Source organism: Streptomyces sp. NBC_01716, assembly GCF_036248275.1.
Lineage (GTDB): Bacteria > Actinomycetota > Actinomycetes > Streptomycetales > Streptomycetaceae > Streptomyces.
The window spans coordinates 7,241,961-7,256,485 of sequence record NZ_CP109181.1; the positions used below are offsets into that span (position 1 = coordinate 7,241,961).

The 14,525-nt window shown below is 70.9% G+C and carries 13 protein-coding genes and 2 tRNA genes; 8 read left to right on the forward strand and 7 right to left on the reverse strand.

Annotation, left to right across the window (positions count from 1 at the left end; genetic code table 11):
* Positions 1-59: 59 nt before the first annotated feature.
* Both OIE74_RS31985 and OIE74_RS31990 read left to right on the forward strand, forming a co-directional pair.
* Positions 60-521: a hypothetical protein gene (locus OIE74_RS31985; protein ID WP_329389844.1), complete on the forward strand. Its 462-nt coding sequence runs from the start codon at positions 60-62 to the stop codon at positions 519-521.
* Between the two features lie 128 nt (positions 522-649).
* Complete coding sequence (locus tag OIE74_RS31990; protein ID WP_189109258.1) at positions 650-802, forward strand: hypothetical protein; 153 nt, start codon at positions 650-652, stop codon at positions 800-802.
* 3 nt (positions 803-805) lie between these two features.
* Here the strand turns inward: OIE74_RS31990 and OIE74_RS31995 are convergent, their stop codons facing one another.
* Together OIE74_RS31995 and OIE74_RS32000 are read right to left on the reverse strand one after the other, a co-directional pair.
* The gene (locus tag OIE74_RS31995; RefSeq protein ID WP_329389847.1) at positions 806-1,363 is read right to left on the reverse strand and encodes a CGNR zinc finger domain-containing protein; all 558 of its coding nucleotides are present in this window, start codon (positions 1,361-1,363) and stop codon (positions 806-808) included.
* Between the two features lie 209 nt (positions 1,364-1,572).
* Positions 1,573-1,986: an SsgA family sporulation/cell division regulator gene (locus OIE74_RS32000; RefSeq protein ID WP_078078286.1), complete on the reverse strand. Its 414-nt coding sequence runs from the start codon at positions 1,984-1,986 to the stop codon at positions 1,573-1,575.
* A gap of 190 nt (positions 1,987-2,176) precedes the next feature.
* Between OIE74_RS32000 and OIE74_RS32005 the strand changes: the two genes are divergently transcribed.
* Positions 2,177-2,635, forward strand: a complete 459-nt coding sequence (locus tag OIE74_RS32005; RefSeq protein ID WP_329389848.1) for a TIGR02611 family protein — start codon at positions 2,177-2,179, stop codon at positions 2,633-2,635.
* Positions 2,636-2,690: 55 nt separating this feature from the next.
* Positions 2,691-2,762: transfer RNA gene (locus OIE74_RS32010), tRNA-Val, on the forward strand.
* Between the two features lie 88 nt (positions 2,763-2,850).
* Here OIE74_RS32010 and OIE74_RS32015 read toward each other — a convergent pair.
* Entirely contained in the window at positions 2,851-5,301 is a 2,451-nt protein-coding gene (locus OIE74_RS32015) for an SCO7613 C-terminal domain-containing membrane protein (protein ID WP_329389849.1), read from the reverse strand.
* 114 nt (positions 5,302-5,415) lie between these two features.
* On the opposite strand from OIE74_RS32015, the gene OIE74_RS32020 reads away from it, so the two are divergent.
* Positions 5,416-5,871 (forward strand): SRPBCC family protein, encoded by a 456-nt coding sequence (locus OIE74_RS32020; protein WP_329389852.1) that lies wholly within the window; start codon positions 5,416-5,418, stop codon positions 5,869-5,871.
* A gap of 39 nt (positions 5,872-5,910) precedes the next feature.
* A tRNA-Val gene (locus OIE74_RS32025) sits at positions 5,911-5,982 on the forward strand.
* Between the two features lie 99 nt (positions 5,983-6,081).
* Here the strand turns inward: OIE74_RS32025 and OIE74_RS32030 are convergent.
* Positions 6,082-6,807 (reverse strand): exonuclease domain-containing protein, encoded by a 726-nt coding sequence (locus OIE74_RS32030; protein WP_329389854.1) that lies wholly within the window; start codon positions 6,805-6,807, stop codon positions 6,082-6,084.
* A gap of 193 nt (positions 6,808-7,000) precedes the next feature.
* Here OIE74_RS32030 and thrS point away from each other — a divergent pair, with 193 nt between their 5' ends.
* Positions 7,001-8,983 (forward strand): threonine--tRNA ligase, encoded by a 1,983-nt coding sequence (gene thrS / locus OIE74_RS32035; protein ID WP_329389856.1) that lies wholly within the window; start codon positions 7,001-7,003, stop codon positions 8,981-8,983.
* Positions 8,984-9,020: 37 nt separating this feature from the next.
* On the opposite strand, the gene OIE74_RS32040 is transcribed toward thrS, so the two are convergent.
* The gene (locus OIE74_RS32040; protein ID WP_329389858.1) at positions 9,021-9,734 is read right to left on the reverse strand and encodes a potassium channel family protein; all 714 of its coding nucleotides are present in this window, start codon (positions 9,732-9,734) and stop codon (positions 9,021-9,023) included.
* 66 nt (positions 9,735-9,800) lie between these two features.
* Here OIE74_RS32040 and OIE74_RS32045 point away from each other — a divergent pair, with 66 nt between their 5' ends.
* Positions 9,801-10,367 carry an HIT family protein gene (locus tag OIE74_RS32045; RefSeq protein ID WP_329389860.1) on the forward strand — a complete coding sequence of 189 codons (567 nt, stop codon included), beginning with the start codon at positions 9,801-9,803 and terminating at the stop codon, positions 10,365-10,367.
* A 28-nt stretch (positions 10,368-10,395) separates the two neighbouring features.
* Here OIE74_RS32045 and OIE74_RS32050 read toward each other — a convergent pair whose 3' ends face one another.
* Together OIE74_RS32050 and OIE74_RS32055 are read right to left on the reverse strand one after the other, a co-directional pair.
* Positions 10,396-12,051 (reverse strand): hypothetical protein, encoded by a 1,656-nt coding sequence (locus tag OIE74_RS32050; RefSeq protein WP_329389862.1) that lies wholly within the window; start codon positions 12,049-12,051, stop codon positions 10,396-10,398.
* Positions 12,052-12,220: 169 nt separating this feature from the next.
* Positions 12,221-14,434, reverse strand: coding sequence for an elongation factor G-like protein EF-G2 (locus tag OIE74_RS32055; protein WP_329389864.1), 2,214 nt, complete (start codon positions 14,432-14,434; stop codon positions 12,221-12,223).
* Between the last annotated feature and the right edge of the window lie 91 nt (positions 14,435-14,525).

Sequence of the window (14,525 nt, forward strand, 5' to 3'; positions counted from 1 at the left end):
GTGCAGGATGGAAGAGAGCCGACCACGACCCACAACGGCCCGAACGCCTGGAGGACCGGATGATTGCCGAGACCATTTGTTCCGCGGTGTCCGCTGCCGGCCTCGGCATCGCGGCGATCACCGCCTACCGCAAGCGTTTCCTGGCGGCGACCAGGATCGCGGCGTACTCGCTGGTGCCCGTCGCGCTCGTGATGACCGGGGTGGTCCAGTGGCTCGCCGACAAGGCGTTCAGCCCGACCGCCTGGGTGGGTGTCGGACTCCTCGGATTCTCGTGGCTGCTGTTCATGACGACACGGATGGTGGAGCGGCGCGCCGGTGTCGGCAGCCGTAAGGAACGCAAGGCCGCGGCCAGGGCGGCGCAGCGTGACGCGGTCGCGCCCGCGGCCTCCGCGCCCTCACTCGGCGCGTCCACGGCCCCCTCGGCGCAGCCGCGGCCGGCCAAGGCGAAGAAGTCCGGCGGCACCGATTCCGGCGACGACTTCAGCGATGTCGAGGCCATCCTCAAGAAGCACGGCATCTGACCGGAAGCCCTTCCGGCGGCCCGACCGTCTCAGGGGTTGGACGTTTACCGGGAATCTGACGAACTCGCCTCACCGGGACGCGTGTTGGTTGTCCGGCTGACCTTCGGCTGCGTCATGATCACCCCGCGATGCTCGATACCTCACGGGGCCGAACCCCCGCACCCACCGAAGAGCCGCGCGGTTGCCTCTTCGCGCTCTCCCAGCCGCCGTTGATGATCTTTCTGACGGTGATCGGCACCCTGTTGCTGATGGCGGCGATCCACGATCTGTTCCTGCTGTGACGCTCAGCCGGCCGCTTCTTTGCGGCGTGCGCGGTAGGCCGCCACATGCAGCCTGTTGCCGCAGGTGCGGCTGTCGCAGTAACGGCGGGAGCGGTTGCGCGACAGGTCGACGAAGGCGTGCCCGCAGTCCGGCGCCTCGCAGCGCCGCAGCCGCTCCTGTTCGCCCGCCACCACGATGAACGCGAGCGCCATGCCGCAGTCGGCGGCCAGATGGTCGGCCATCGACGCGTCCGGCGCGAAGTAGTGCACGTGCCAGTCGTAGCCGTCGTGGTCCGTCAGCTGCGGGGTCGTCCCGGCGGCGGCCACCAGCTCGTTCAGCAGCCGGGACGCCTCGCGGGGACCGTCCGCCGCGAAAACCTCGGTGAAGCGCGTACGTACGTCGTGTACGGCCCGCAGATCACGGGGGCCTAGGTCACCGACGCCGCTCATCCGATGGGCCTGTGCGAAGCCGTACAGGGCCTCGACATCGGCGAGCCCGTCCGTGCCGTCTGCCTCGGGGACGGTGTTCACGAGACTGACGACGGTCTCAAGGGCGTTGCGGGTGTCGTGAGGGACCTGCACGATTCGCTCCCGGGCCTGCTGCGGGCCGGTGCCCGCGGGGTTCCGCAGATCCTAGGCCCAGGTTCTGTCCGGCGGATCCGGGCCCGAGCGCGGCGACGCCGTCGCCGCGGTGGATTCCGCGGCGACGGCGTCGTCGTTCGCCCGTATTCTGTTGTCCGCGCGGCGCCGTCTCCCCGAGTCGGACGGCGCCGAGCAGCTGTCGGCCTGGCTCAGCTGTCGGCCAGGATGTGAGACAACTCGGTGTCGAGGTCGAAGTGGCGATGCTCGGTGCCGGGTGGCACCGCGGCATCGGTTCGCTTGAGGAAGGATTCCAGGGCTCGCGCCGGGGCCTCCAGCAGGGCTTCTCCTTCAGGGGAGCTGAGTGCGATGCAGACGACTCCCTGGCCCTGGCTGCGGGAGGGCCAGACTCGGACGTCGCCGGTGCCGGTGGGCCGGTGCAGCCCCTCGGCCAGAAGGTCGCGGGCGAACACCCACTCGACCGTCTCCTCGGCTCCGGTGTGGAAGGTGGCGTGCACGGCATAGGGATCGGCCGTGTCATACCGCAGGCCCGCGGGTACAGGCAGTGAGGACTCGCTCGATACAACGAGGCGCAGGTGCAGCTCGCAGCTGACCGTGGTGTTCATAAGCGCCAGGGCCTTTCGCTCAGTGTGCGCTCGGGGATTCGCACGTCGGCGAAATCGACATGCCACCTACGGTGCCGTTGTAAACCCCTCTGTCTGTTTTGTGATCCTTCAGGTAGCTCGTACAGCGGTGCCTAACTTCGACTTATGCCGCCATTCCGGTGACGACTCGGCGTCCGGTAGGTTGGGAGCCATGCATGCGGAGAGTGACGAGCGGGGGGATGTCGTCGTACCGACGACAGTGAAATCCACGGGGGAATTGACCGAGGAGCCGCCGGAGCGAGCGCTTGGCTCACGCGCTCCGGGCTTTATCAAGGGTTCGAAGACGCTCCATATGAGCTGGCAGGTCGGCGTATTCGTCGTCGGGCTCGCGGTGGTCGGCGTGGGTGTCGTGCTGCTGCCGCTGCCCGGTCCCGGGTGGCTCATAATCTTCGGCGGTATGGCGATCTGGGCGACCGAATTCGTCTGGGCACAACTGGTGCTCCGGTGGACGCGGCGCAAGGTCACCGAGGCGGCGCAGAAAGCGCTCGATCCCAAGGTGCGCCGGCGCAACATCATCCTGACGACCGTCGGTCTGGTGATCATGGCCGTACTGGCCGGCATTTACCTGTGGAAGTTCGGATTCGTCATGCCCTGGAAGATCGACCAGTGACCGTGGAAGCGGTCCGGGGGAGGCACTGACATGGGGTAATGTTTGCCCTGCGTCCGGGCGATTAGCTCAGTGGGAGAGCGCTTCGTTCACACCGAAGAGGTCACTGGTTCGAACCCAGTATCGCCCACCCGGATCCGATGCCCCGGAGACTTCACCGTCTCCGGGGCATCGGTCGTTTCCGTACGTGCTCCGGGCCCTGACCGGTCGCCCGCCCGTCAGCGCATCCGGCCCAGCGACCGCCGCAGCCGTCTGGCGTCGTGCAGGCGCCGTTCGTACGTCGCGCCCAGGGCCAGGAGCAGCAGTCCGGCGAGTGCGGGCGGCAGCCAGCGGGGCAGGGCGCCGACGGCCTGGACGACGTACGGCGCCAGCTCGTGCAGCGTGTCCAGGGCGAGCACGCCGCCGCCGATGACCAGCAGCGCCTGGAGCCTCAGCCGGGCGCCGACGAGGGTGACCGCGAGCGCGGCGACCCCCAGCGCCAGCGGGCGGAGCCAGTGCGTGTCGCCCCAGGCGGCGGCGAGGCTCGGCAGGAGCGTCGCGGCGAGGCCGGGGCCGTACGCCGTCCAGGACGACGCCTCCAGGTCGCCGCGGCGCCGCAGGAAGCCCACGACGAGCGCGGGGACGGTCGCCGGGAGGGTGTACGCCTCGGGGGTCGACACGTCGGAGGCGTACAGCCGCACCCAGGTGGCCAGTACGAACAGCACCGCCGCGAGATACCCGGCCGCCGGGCGGCGGTCCGGGCGCAGCGCGGTGCCCGCGGCCACGACTCCGCAGAGGGCGAGCACGAGGGCGACGGTCTCCGGGTGGCCGGTGGCGAGGATGACCGCGAGGGGACCGGCCCCGGCCGACGTCAGCTCCATCGGCAGGGCCACCGGACGGCCGCGCAGGCGCGCGGCGAGCAGCGCGACGACGGCGGGCACGGCGAGGACGACCAGTGCGGTGCGCTCGCGCGGCAGCCCGGCGGACGCGCAGAGCGCGCACAGCAGCGCGACGGCTGTCGCGACGGCGACGCAGGTGAGGAGCGCCTGGAAGGACCGCGCCGGGAAGGCGGCGCGGGCGGAATCGGTGCCGGTGTCCTTGTCGGCTTCGGTCACGGCCGGGTTCAGGGCCACCGCGCCGCCGCAGAGCAGGGCGAGCAGTACCCCGAGGGTGATCAGCGTGGCCGGCTGCGTGGCCAGGGCCAGCAGCGAGACGCTCGCCGCGCCGGCCAGCGCGCAGACCACGGCCGTCGTCGGGACCGCCGACAGCGCGGCCGGCGGACGTGGGCGCACCGCGAGCGTCAACGCGCCCGCCGTCAGCGCGAGATGAGTCGCCACCGCCGCCGCGTACCCGAGGTCCAGCGCCCCGGGAAGCACCAGCAGCGCGGCCCAGGCGAGCGCCGTCGCACCGCCGAGCGCGGCGGGTCGTACGGAGGCGGGCAGATGGCGGTACGCGACGGCGAGGAGGCCGGCGGCGATCAGGAGCACCAGTGGCGCCGTGGCCATCGCGGACCACCCCGGATCCGTCCCGACCGCCTGCCGCGCGCTGCCCGGTGAGCCCGACCAGATGTCCTCCGCCAGGGACGCCGGGCCGAGCACCGTCAAGGCCACCGAGGGCAGCGTCCACAGGACGGCCCCGGCCACGACAGCTCCGGCCGCGGCGCCGAGCCCGCGCACCGCCATGCGGGGCAGCGGAGCCCGTACGGCCGTCAACAGGGCCGCGCCGCACAGCAGATACCCGACGACGGCCCAGCCGAGCGGTACGGAGGGGCGCGGCAGACCGCCCGTCGCGGCGACCGCGGCCAGACCGGCCACCAGGCCGCCGGCGAACGAGACGTCCGGCACGCGCATGGCGGCGAAGAGACCAAGACCGGCTCCGGCGAGCAGCAGCAGGCCGGGCCCGGCGGCGTCGAGCGGGGTGCCGGCGGTCACCGAGAGCGCGACCGCCATCAGCAGCGCCCAGCCGCCGGTCACCCACGCGGTGACGCCCGCGATCGACCTGGCAGGCGAGGGCCTGGTCCACAGCACGATCGCCGCGTCGGCGGCGGCGGTCGCCAGCAGCGCCCACGCGAGGGTGAGTTCGCTCGCGCCGGCGGCCAGCGCCCAGAGCGGCAGGGGGAGTTGGGCGATGAGGACCGCGGCGGGCAGCGGCGTACGCAGCCGGCTGACCAGCAGTCCGTACGCCGCCCAGAGCGCGGCCAGTACGGCGCAGGCGGTGGCCGTGTAGCCGAGCGGATCCGCGCCGGGCATCGCGGCGCGGTTCAGGGCGTAGGAGTCGAGGACCGTCAGGACCAGAGCCAGAGCGCCGACGGCTTCGGCGGTCGCGGCCAGGGAGCGGCGCAGCAGAAGGACCGGGGTGGCGAGCGCGGCCAGGGTGACGGTGCCCAGCACGACGGACCGGCCGCCGATGCCCATGGAGCCCCAGCTGACCACGGTGAAGGCGACGGCCGCGACGGTCAGCAGGACACCGCCCAGGGCGAGCAGGGCGTTCTGCACGCTCGGCGGGGACGTCTCGGGCGTCCGGGCGGCGGGCCGCGCCGCCGGGACCGGCCGCGCCGGTGGTGCCACCGCTGTCAGCAGCGTCAGCAGATAGGACCTGCGGGCGAGCAACTGTGCTCTGCGCGCCTCGATTCGGGCCAGCTCGCGATCGAGGACCGCGAGCTCCTCGGCCGGTCGCGGAAGGTTCTCCATGGCCTGGAGTGTGGTCCGGGCCACAGCACGGGCCATCGGCTCTCGTACTCAGATACGTGTCTGAGTACCCGTCCGGGAGCGCGCACCTGACCCCCGGGCGCGCACACTTGGTCCATGGACTGGCATCACTACCGCTTCCGCAGCGTCTGGGATCTCGACGCCGCCCCGGACACCGTGTTCGGCGTGCTGGAACGGGCCGGTGAGTACCCCGACTGGTGGCCCCAGATCCGGGAGGTGATCCCCGTCGACGAGCGCGGCGGGACGGCCCGGTTCCGGTCGGTGATTCCGTACGACCTCTTCGTCCACGCCCGCGAGAGCAGGAACGACCCGCGTGCCCGCGTCCTCGAAATCGCGATGACCGGCGATCTCGAAGGCTGGGCGCGCTGGACCCTGAGCGCCCGGGGCAGCGGCACCCGTGCCCTGTACGAGCAGGAGGTCGACGTCAACAAGCCGCTGCTGCGGCGCTTCGCCGTGCCCGGCCGGCCCTTCTTCCTCGCCAATCACGCGCTGATGATGCGGGCGGGGCGGCGGGGGCTGCGGAAGGTCCTCGCGGGCCGTCATACCGTTTGAACGAAACCCGCCGAGACCTGTATGGTTCAGTCCGTTCCCGGGCGATTAGCTCAGTGGGAGAGCGCTTCGTTCACACCGAAGAGGTCACTGGTTCGAACCCAGTATCGCCCACCGGGAAAGGCCGGTCTGTCGCTGACGGACCGGCCTCGCTGTTGTCGGACGTGCCTCGCCCCCGCCCCGGCACCCGCCCCCGCGCGGACGCCCGAACGGTCAGGCCACCACGGGCATTTGGGGCCGCAGCGGCCACGCCGGGCCGGCCGCCGCACGTGAGCCGCCCCGCGCGAACCACTCCGGCCGGCCGCGCGACTGCGCCGCGTGCCAGACCGCCTGCCTGGCGTGCAACTGGGCCGCGGTGAGCTGCTGTGTCGTCGTGGCGAACCGGCGCCCCAGCGACCGGACCACCTCCAGCGCCGCCACCGCGTCGGCCGCGGCGTCGTGCGAGCCGTCCAGCATCACCCCGTACAGCGAACAGAGGTCGACCAGCCGCCGCCGGCCCTTGCGGACGGGATCGAGATGCCGGTCGAGCACGCCCGGATCCAGGACGCAGAACGGCGCGTTCTCCAGATACCGCGCCATGGACGAGCCGCGATGGCGCCGCATCTCGCGGTCGAGCAGTGTCAGACCGAACGGCGCGTTCATCACCACCAGCGGCCGGCCCGCCATGCACTGCTCGGCGAGTCCCCGCCCGACCTCCTCGATCACCGGAGCCGGCCAGCGGCCCGTGCGCTGGACCAACGCGTCGGTGAGACCGTGCACTTCGGTCGCCTCGACCGGCACCGGGATCCCCGGGTTGACCAGCCAGCGGGTGACCCGGGCCCGGGAGCCCGATATGTCCTGGACGACGAGGGCGGCCGAGACTATCCGGTCCTCCTCGGCGTCGGTGCCCGTCGTCTCGATGTCGAATGCGGCCAGGGGGCCCTCGTACCAGTGCGTCATCCCCGAACTCCTCGCGCACGCGTGGCAGATGGCATCCGGCCGACCGCCCGGATCGGTCATACCCGCACCCTTTGCGGCGTACGCCGGAGATGGCGGCACAATTGAAGCGTTTAGCGAGTGACCCCTCGGGCTCGGTACGATTCCCGTCGCGTACGGAAACGAGCCTGCGCACCCCGTGAGTCAGGAGAGACCGGTGTCAGATGTCCGCGTGACCATCGAACGCGATTCCGAGCGGGAAGAGCGCGTGGTGACGACGGGCACTACGGCGGCCGACCTCTTCCCCGGCGAGCGCACCGTGGTCGCCGCCCGGGTGGGCGGCGAGCTGAAGGACCTTTCTTACGAGGTCGCCGACGGCGAGACCGTCGAGCCCGTGGAGATCTCCTCCGAGGACGGCCTGAACATCCTGCGCCACTCCACCGCGCATGTCATGGCGCAGGCCGTGCAGGAGCTGTTCCCCGAGGCCAAGCTGGGTATCGGTCCGCCGATCAAGGACGGCTTCTACTACGACTTCGACGTCGCCGAGCCCTTCACCCCCGACGACATCAAGGCCGTCGAGAAGAAGATGCAGGAGATCCAGAAGCGCGGCCAGCGGTTCTCCCGGCGGGTCACCACCGACGAGGACGCGCGCGTGGAGCTGGCCGGCGAGCCGTACAAGATCGAGCTGATCGGGCTCAAGGGCAAGGCCGCGGACGCCGCCGAGGGCGCGTCCGCGGAGGTCGGCGCCGGTGAGCTGACGATCTACGACAACCTCGACGCCAAGACCGGTGAGCTGTGCTGGAAGGACCTGTGCCGGGGCCCGCACCTGCCCACCACCCGTAACATCCCGGCCTTCAAGCTGATGCGCTCGGCGGCCGCCTACTGGCGCGGCAGCGAGAAGAACCCGCAGCTCCAGCGGATCTACGGCACCGCGTGGCCGTCCAAGGAAGAGCTCAAGGCCCACCTCGACTTCCTCGCCGAGGCCGAGCGCCGCGACCACCGCAGGCTGGGCAGTGAGCTGGACCTGTTCTCCTTCCCCGACGAGCTGGGCTCCGGTCTCGCGGTCTTCCACCCCAAGGGCGGGGTGATCCGCAAGGAGATGGAGCAGTACTCGCGCCATCGCCACGAGGTGTCCGGGTACGAGTTCGTCAACACCCCGCACATCTCGAAGAAGAAGCTCTTCGAGACCTCCGGGCACCTGCCGCACTACGCGGACGGCATGTTCCCGCCCATGGAGTTCGACGGCCAGGACTACTACCTCAAGGCCATGAACTGCCCGATGCACAACCTGATCTTCAAGGCGCGCGGGCGGTCCTACCGCGAGCTGCCGCTGCGCCTGTTCGAGTTCGGCACGGTCTACCGCTACGAGAAGTCCGGTGTCGTGCACGGCCTCACCCGCTCCCGCGGCTTCACCCAGGACGACGCGCACATCTACTGCACCAAGGAGGAGATGCCGCAGGAGCTGGACTCCCTGCTCACCTTCGTGCTGGAGCTGCTGCGCGACTACGGCCTGTCCGAGTTCGAGCTCGAACTGTCCACCCGGGACCCGGATTCGGACAAGTTCATGGGCGAGGACGCGGAGTGGGAGGAGGCCACGGCGGCGCTCCAGCAGGCCGCGGACAAGCAGGGTCTGCCGCTCGTTCCCGACCCGGGCGGCGCCGCGTACTACGGGCCCAAGATCTCCGTCCAGGCCAAGGACGCCATCGGCAGGTCCTGGCAGATGTCGACCATCCAGGTCGACTTCCAGCAGCCGAAGCGGTTCGAGCTGGAGTACACCGCGTCCGACGGCACCAAGCAGCAGCCGGTCATGATCCACCGGGCGCTCTTCGGCTCGATCGAGCGTTTCTTCGCCGTGCTCCTGGAGCACTACGCGGGCGCGTTCCCGGCCTGGCTGGCGCCCGTCCAGGCGGTCGGCATCCCGGTCGGCGACGCGCATGTGCCCTACCTCCAGGAGTTCGCGGAGCGGGCGAAGGCCAAGGGGCTGCGTGTCGAGGTGGACGCGTCGGCGGACCGGATGCAGAAGAAGATCCGCAACCACCAGAAGGCCAAGACGCCGTTCATGATCATCGTTGGTGACGAGGACGTCGCCAACGGCGCGGTGTCCTTCCGCTACCGGGACGGCACGCAGAAGAACGGCATCCCGGCCGACGAGGCGCTCGCGGAGCTGCTGGACGTCGTGGAGCGCCGCGTACAGGTCTGAGACGCCGGAGCGGGTCCGGTACGGCCTCCGGGAGGCATCAGCCCTCCGGAGGCCGTTCCGCGCTCTCTCCCCGGCCCCCCGATGGGTCCTGGTCCGCCGTCGTCGTCCGGTCCTCCCGGCCGAAGACCTGGATCAGCCACGACGAGAACGAACCGGTCACCGCGCCCAGCAGCGCCAGACCGCAGACCATCAGAAAGACCGCGAACAGCCGGCCCAGCGGCGTCACCGGGGTGACATCGCCGTACCCGACCGTGGTGATCGCCGAGCACGCCCACCACACCGAGTCCCCGAAGGTCCGGATGCTGGCCCCGGGCGCACCGCGCTCCTGCTGGTAGACCGCGAGCGCGCAGGCGAAGCTGAGCAGCACGGCCGTCACGCCCGCGTACGACATCACCCGCCCGTACAGACTCAGCCGCGGCTGGTCACGGCGGCGCTGGAGCGTCACATACGTGCTCACGATCCGCACCGGGCGCAGCAGGGGCAGCAGAAGGACGACCGTGTCGAGCCAGTGCTTCGTGACGAAGCGGGCACCCTGGCCGCTCAGCATCAGACGTACCGCGTAGTCACAGGCGAACAGCGCCCAGACGGCGAGCAGGACGCTCAGCGCGACATCGCCGAGGAGCGGATCGCGGCTGTGGTTCAGCACCAGCACCGCGTAACAGGCGAGGAAGAGCAGCGAGGCGATGAGCAGGGGCAGTTCGGCGCGCCGCTCCCAGTCACGCAGGCGGTTCGCTCGGTTCCGGACATGCATCGCGCCAGCATGGCCGCAGTGTGCACGGGGCGGGCCCGGCGACACGCGTCACCGGGCCGAAGTCATATGCTGCACAGCATGACGAGTGAGCCGGAGCAGCAGATCGGAGTGGGCAGCCCGGACGCGTTCCAGCGCCTGTGGACGCCCCACCGGATGGCCTACATCCAGGGCGAGAACAAGCCCACCAGCCCGGACGCCGGCGAGGGCTGTCCCTTCTGCTCCATCCCGCTCAAGTCGGACGAGGACGGGCTCGTCATCGCCCGCGGTGAGTCGGTCTACGCGGTGCTGAACCTGTATCCGTACAACGGCGGCCATCTCCTGGTCGTACCGTTCCGGCACGTCGCCGACTACACGGAGCTCGACGACGCCGAGACCGCCGAACTGGCCCTCTTCACCAAGCAGGCGATGACCGCGCTGCGTACGGCCTCCGGGGCGCACGGCTTCAACATCGGTATGAACCAGGGCACCGTGGCCGGCGCCGGCATCGCCGCCCATCTGCACCAGCACGTCGTGCCACGCTGGGGCGGCGACGCCAACTTCATGCCGGTCATCGCCCGTACCCGGGTGCTGCCCCAACTCCTCGCCGACACCCGGGTGATGCTCGCCGACGCATGGCCGAAGGGCGACGCGTAGGGCCTGTCGTCGGGATCAGGCCCCCTCGCTACGCGTCGTACACGTCGGCCTTCTTCGGTGTCGGGTCCTGGACCGCGCCGCTGAGGGACGAGGAGCGGCTGCCGAAGCGCGCCGTGTCCACGCCGTTCTCGTCCAGCACGCGCAGGGCCGCCGCGTGCGCCACCCGCAGTACCGGCGTCGCCGCGCGCATCGCGTCGTCGGCCATGAAGCGGTGGCGCCACGGCTTGTCCGCCCAGACGTGCCGCAGACCGAACGGCTCGGGCAGCGACAGCTTCCCGCCGAGGAAGTCGAGGATCGGCGGATACCAGGTGAACGGGGCGCGCACCGCCAGCCGCACCGCCTCCTTCGCCTCCACCAGCGGCAGGTTGCGCGTCCTGGTCTCCCAGAAGCGGACCGTCTTGGCCGTCGTGACCGTCTTGGGCGAGGGCTTCGAGAAGAAGATGCCGTTCACCGGCCCCAGCGCGTGACCCGTCACCTCGATACGCAGTGTCTCGTGCAGGACCGTCACCGTGATCATCATCGTGATGACCAACTGGCCGTCCCACAGCACGAACTGCACGCCCAGATAGTGCCTGTCACCCGCGCCGAACTGCTGGTGGTTGCAGATCCGCTGTATCTCGTGCGGCTTGACCTGGTACGTCTCGACGTCCTGGCCTTCCGGCCTGCTGACCGATCCGGCGTTCTCGGCGACCGGCCGAACGATCCAGTGCTTCACCTCGGGCTTGGGGAAACCACCGGAGTTGAGCGGGCCGCGCTCCAGCATCTTCAGCTGGTCGTGCATCGCCCGTATCACGTCGTAACTGCGGAACTGGTGGATCTCCTTGCCGGCCTCTTTAGGAACCAGGTCCTCCGCGAGCGTCCAGCTGCCCCACCGGGTGCCCATGCCCAATATGCCCTTGGGACCGGCGTAGAAGACCGCGTTGGAACGCTGTTCGGCCGTCAGCTTCTCAAGACCGTGGCGCAGTTCCTCCCGCGCGGTCTCGTCGGGATGCCCAGGCACCGCTTCGGGCACCTTGGCGCCGAGGCCGCCGCCCGACAGGAGATCGCTCCAGCGGGCCCGCAGGTCCTTGGCCGTCGTCTCGCAGATCCGCTTGGCGAGCAGCCAGCCGATGACGGGCGCCACGATCACACCGCGCAGATACCAGCCGAGGAAGCCCGTGAACGGCAGCGCGATCAGAAAGACCACGGCCAGCGCGGCGACACCGAACAGCAGCGCGCCGCCGATGGCACCGGCGTTCTTGTCCTTCGACCCCGCCAGCGTCCTGCGCAGCTGGAAGACGCCGATCCACAGCAGCATCCCCGGCAGGAACAGCAGGCCGAACACGACGGCCACCACGGTGAGCCGGGTGTCACGCTCCTTACGGATGCGGATCGCCGCCAGACAGTGCTCGACCACCGCCTGCGGTTCCGTACCGAAGGACTGGATCAGCGCGGCACGGCCGCCACCCAGCATCCGCGTCTGCACCGCGCGCGAGAACGCCTCACCCAGATTCGGCTCGAAGAGCGACACCTTGCCCTTCTTCACCGTCGACTTGTGCCACTCGCTGTCGGCCTTGAGGATCTCCTCGACGGAGCTGTCGCGATACGCCGCCGAGGCAAGGGCATGCGTCGCCGCCGTCTGCCCCGCCGACCCCTGGAGCGGAACCTGAGCCCCCGGAGAGAAATCGAATCCGTCCTGCGCCACTGTCCGCCCCCATCGCCGCGAGCATCCGCTGCTGCGCCCTTTTCCCAACTACCGTGCCCCGCACACCTGCTGAGCTGGGGCGCACCACAGCGTAACCCGGGGCACACACCCCGCGTCAGGGCGAAACCGGTCCCGGCACCGCGCGGCTCCCGTCTCCCGGGCGCCGCCCTCAGGCCATCACCTCGGCGGCGGCGCTCTCCCGGATCCGGTCGGCCACCTGGGCCGGCATCGCCTCGTGCCGGGCGTACGAGCGGCTGAACCGGCCCGTGCCGTGCGAGACCGACCGCAGATCGATCGCGTACCGGCCGATCTCGATCTCCGGCACCTCCGCCCGTACGACCGTCCGTCCCGTCCCCGCCTGATCGGTGCCGACCACCCGGCCGCGCCGTGCCGACAGATCGCTCATCACGGGGCCCACGTACTCGTCGGGGACCACGACCTCCACGGTGGCGACCGGCTCCAGCAGTTCGATACGCGCCTGCCCGGACGCCTCACGCAGCGCGAGCGCGCCCGCCGTCTGGAAGGCGCCGTCCGAGGAGTCCACCGAGTGCGACTTCCCGTCCACCAGCGTCACCCGCACGTCGACCAGCGGGTGCCCGGCGGCCACACCGCGCGCCGCCTGCGCCCGGACGCCCTTCTCCACGGCGGGGATGAACTGCCGCGGCACCGCGCCCCCGACGACCCGGTCGATGAACTCGACGCCGGAGCCGACGGGCAGCGGCTCGACCTCGATCTCGCAGATCGCGAACTGGCCGTGCCCGCCGGACTGTTTGACGAGCCGGCCGCGCCCGGACGCGGGCTCGCCGAAGGTCTCCCGGAGCGAGACCTTGTGCGGTACGACGTCCACCTGGACGCCGTACCGGTTGCGCAGCCGCTCCAGGGCCACGTCCATGTGTGCCTCGCCGAGGCACCAGAGGACCACCTGGCGGGTGGCCGGGTTCTGTTCCAGGCGCATCGTCGGATCCTCGGCGGCGAGCCGGGCGAGACCCTGCGAGAGCTTGTCCTCGTCCGACGTGCTGTGCGCCTCCACGGCGAGCGGCAGCAGCGGATCGGGCATCGTCCAGGGCCGCATCAGCAGCGGGTCGTCCGTGGCGGAGAGCGTGTCGCCCGTCTCGGCGTGCGACAGCTTCGCCACACACGCCAGATCGCCCGCGATACAGCTGTCCAGGATCCGCTGCTGCTTGCCGAAGGGCGCCGACAGCGCGCCGATCCGCTCGTCCACGTCGTGGTCCTCGTGGCCTCGGTCGGTGAGTCCGTGGCCGGAGACATGCACCGTCTCGTCGGGCCGCAGCGTGCCGGAGAAGACCCGGACCAGGGAGAGCCGGCCCACGTACGGGTCGGACGCCGTCTTGACCACCTCGGCGACCAGCGGGCCGCCCGGGTCGCAGCTCGGGCGCGGGCGCGCGGATCCGCGCGGTGTCGTCACCTCGGGCGCCCGGCGCTCCAGCGGGGTGGGGAAACCGCGCGTGATCAGTTCGAGCAGCTCGACCGTCCCGAGACCTTGGCGCGCCCCGTCGGCGGCCGGCGCGGCCGCGAGGACGGGGTGGAAGACACCGCGGGCGACGGCCTTCTCCAGATCGTCCACGAGCGTGCGCTCGTCGATCTCGGCGCCGTCCAGATAGCGCTCCATCAGGGTCTCGTCCTCGCTCTCGGCGATGATCCCCTCGATCAGCCGGTCGCGGGCACCGTCGATGAGCGGCAGCCGGCCCGGGTCGGGCGCCAGCACCTCGCGGGCGCCGGACGAGTAGTCGTAGATCTTCCGTGTGAGGAGTCCGGTGAGCCCGGTGACCGGCGCGTGCCCGTCGGGGCCCTCGGTGCCGTACACGGGGAGATACAGGGGCAGGACGGCGTCGGGGTCGGCACCGCCGAAGATGCCGCCGCAGACCCGCGTCAGCTCGTCGAAGCCCGTGCGCGCGGTCTCCAGATGCGTCACGACGATCGCGCGCGGCATGCCGACGGCGGCGCACTCCTCCCACATCGCGCGGGTGGAGCCCGGCACCGCCTCCGCCTCCTGGGCGGCGGACACAACGAAAAGGGCCGCGTCCGCTGCGCGCAGACCGGCCCTGAGTTCCCCGACGAAATCCGCGTAGCCGGGGGTGTCCAGCAGATTGATCTTGCACCCTCCCCACTCCAGCGGGACGAGGGACAGCTGTACGGAACGTTGCTGCCGGTGCTCGATCTCGTCGTAGTCCGAGACGGTGCCGCCGTCCTCCACGCGGCCCGCCCGGGTGAGAGCCCCGGCGGTCAGTGCCAGGGCCTCGACCAGCGTCGTCTTGCCGGATCCGCTGTGGCCGACCAGCACCACGTTCCGTACGGAGGAGGGCCGGCCGGCCGTCGGCGCCCTGCCGGCGGCCCCGGGATGTCCGTTCGTCCTGTCGCCCATGATCATGCCTCCCGATCGATCGCACGGTGAGGAGTCGGGCGCGGGCAGTGGGGGCCGCGCGTGGCAGCTCCAGCGATGCCCACGGTGGTCC

Coding starts and splice junctions, on each gene's coding strand:
- OIE74_RS31985 (WP_329389844.1), top strand. CDS start 60: ATGATTGCCGAGACCATTTGTTCCGCGGTGTCCGCTGCCGGCCTCGGC.
- OIE74_RS31990 (WP_189109258.1), top strand. CDS start 650: ATGCTCGATACCTCACGGGGCCGAACCCCCGCACCCACCGAAGAGCCG.
- OIE74_RS32000 (WP_078078286.1), bottom strand. CDS start 1,986: ATGAACACCACGGTCAGCTGCGAGCTGCACCTGCGCCTCGTTGTATCG.
- OIE74_RS32005 (WP_329389848.1), top strand. CDS start 2,177: ATGCATGCGGAGAGTGACGAGCGGGGGGATGTCGTCGTACCGACGACA.
- OIE74_RS32015 (WP_329389849.1), bottom strand. CDS start 5,301: ATGGAGAACCTTCCGCGACCGGCCGAGGAGCTCGCGGTCCTCGATCGC.
- OIE74_RS32020 (WP_329389852.1), top strand. CDS start 5,416: ATGGACTGGCATCACTACCGCTTCCGCAGCGTCTGGGATCTCGACGCC.
- OIE74_RS32030 (WP_329389854.1), bottom strand. CDS start 6,807: ATGACGCACTGGTACGAGGGCCCCCTGGCCGCATTCGACATCGAGACG.
- OIE74_RS32040 (WP_329389858.1), bottom strand. CDS start 9,734: ATGCATGTCCGGAACCGAGCGAACCGCCTGCGTGACTGGGAGCGGCGC.
- OIE74_RS32045 (WP_329389860.1), top strand. CDS start 9,801: ATGCTGCACAGCATGACGAGTGAGCCGGAGCAGCAGATCGGAGTGGGC.
- OIE74_RS32055 (WP_329389864.1), bottom strand. CDS start 14,434: ATGGGCGACAGGACGAACGGACATCCCGGGGCCGCCGGCAGGGCGCCG.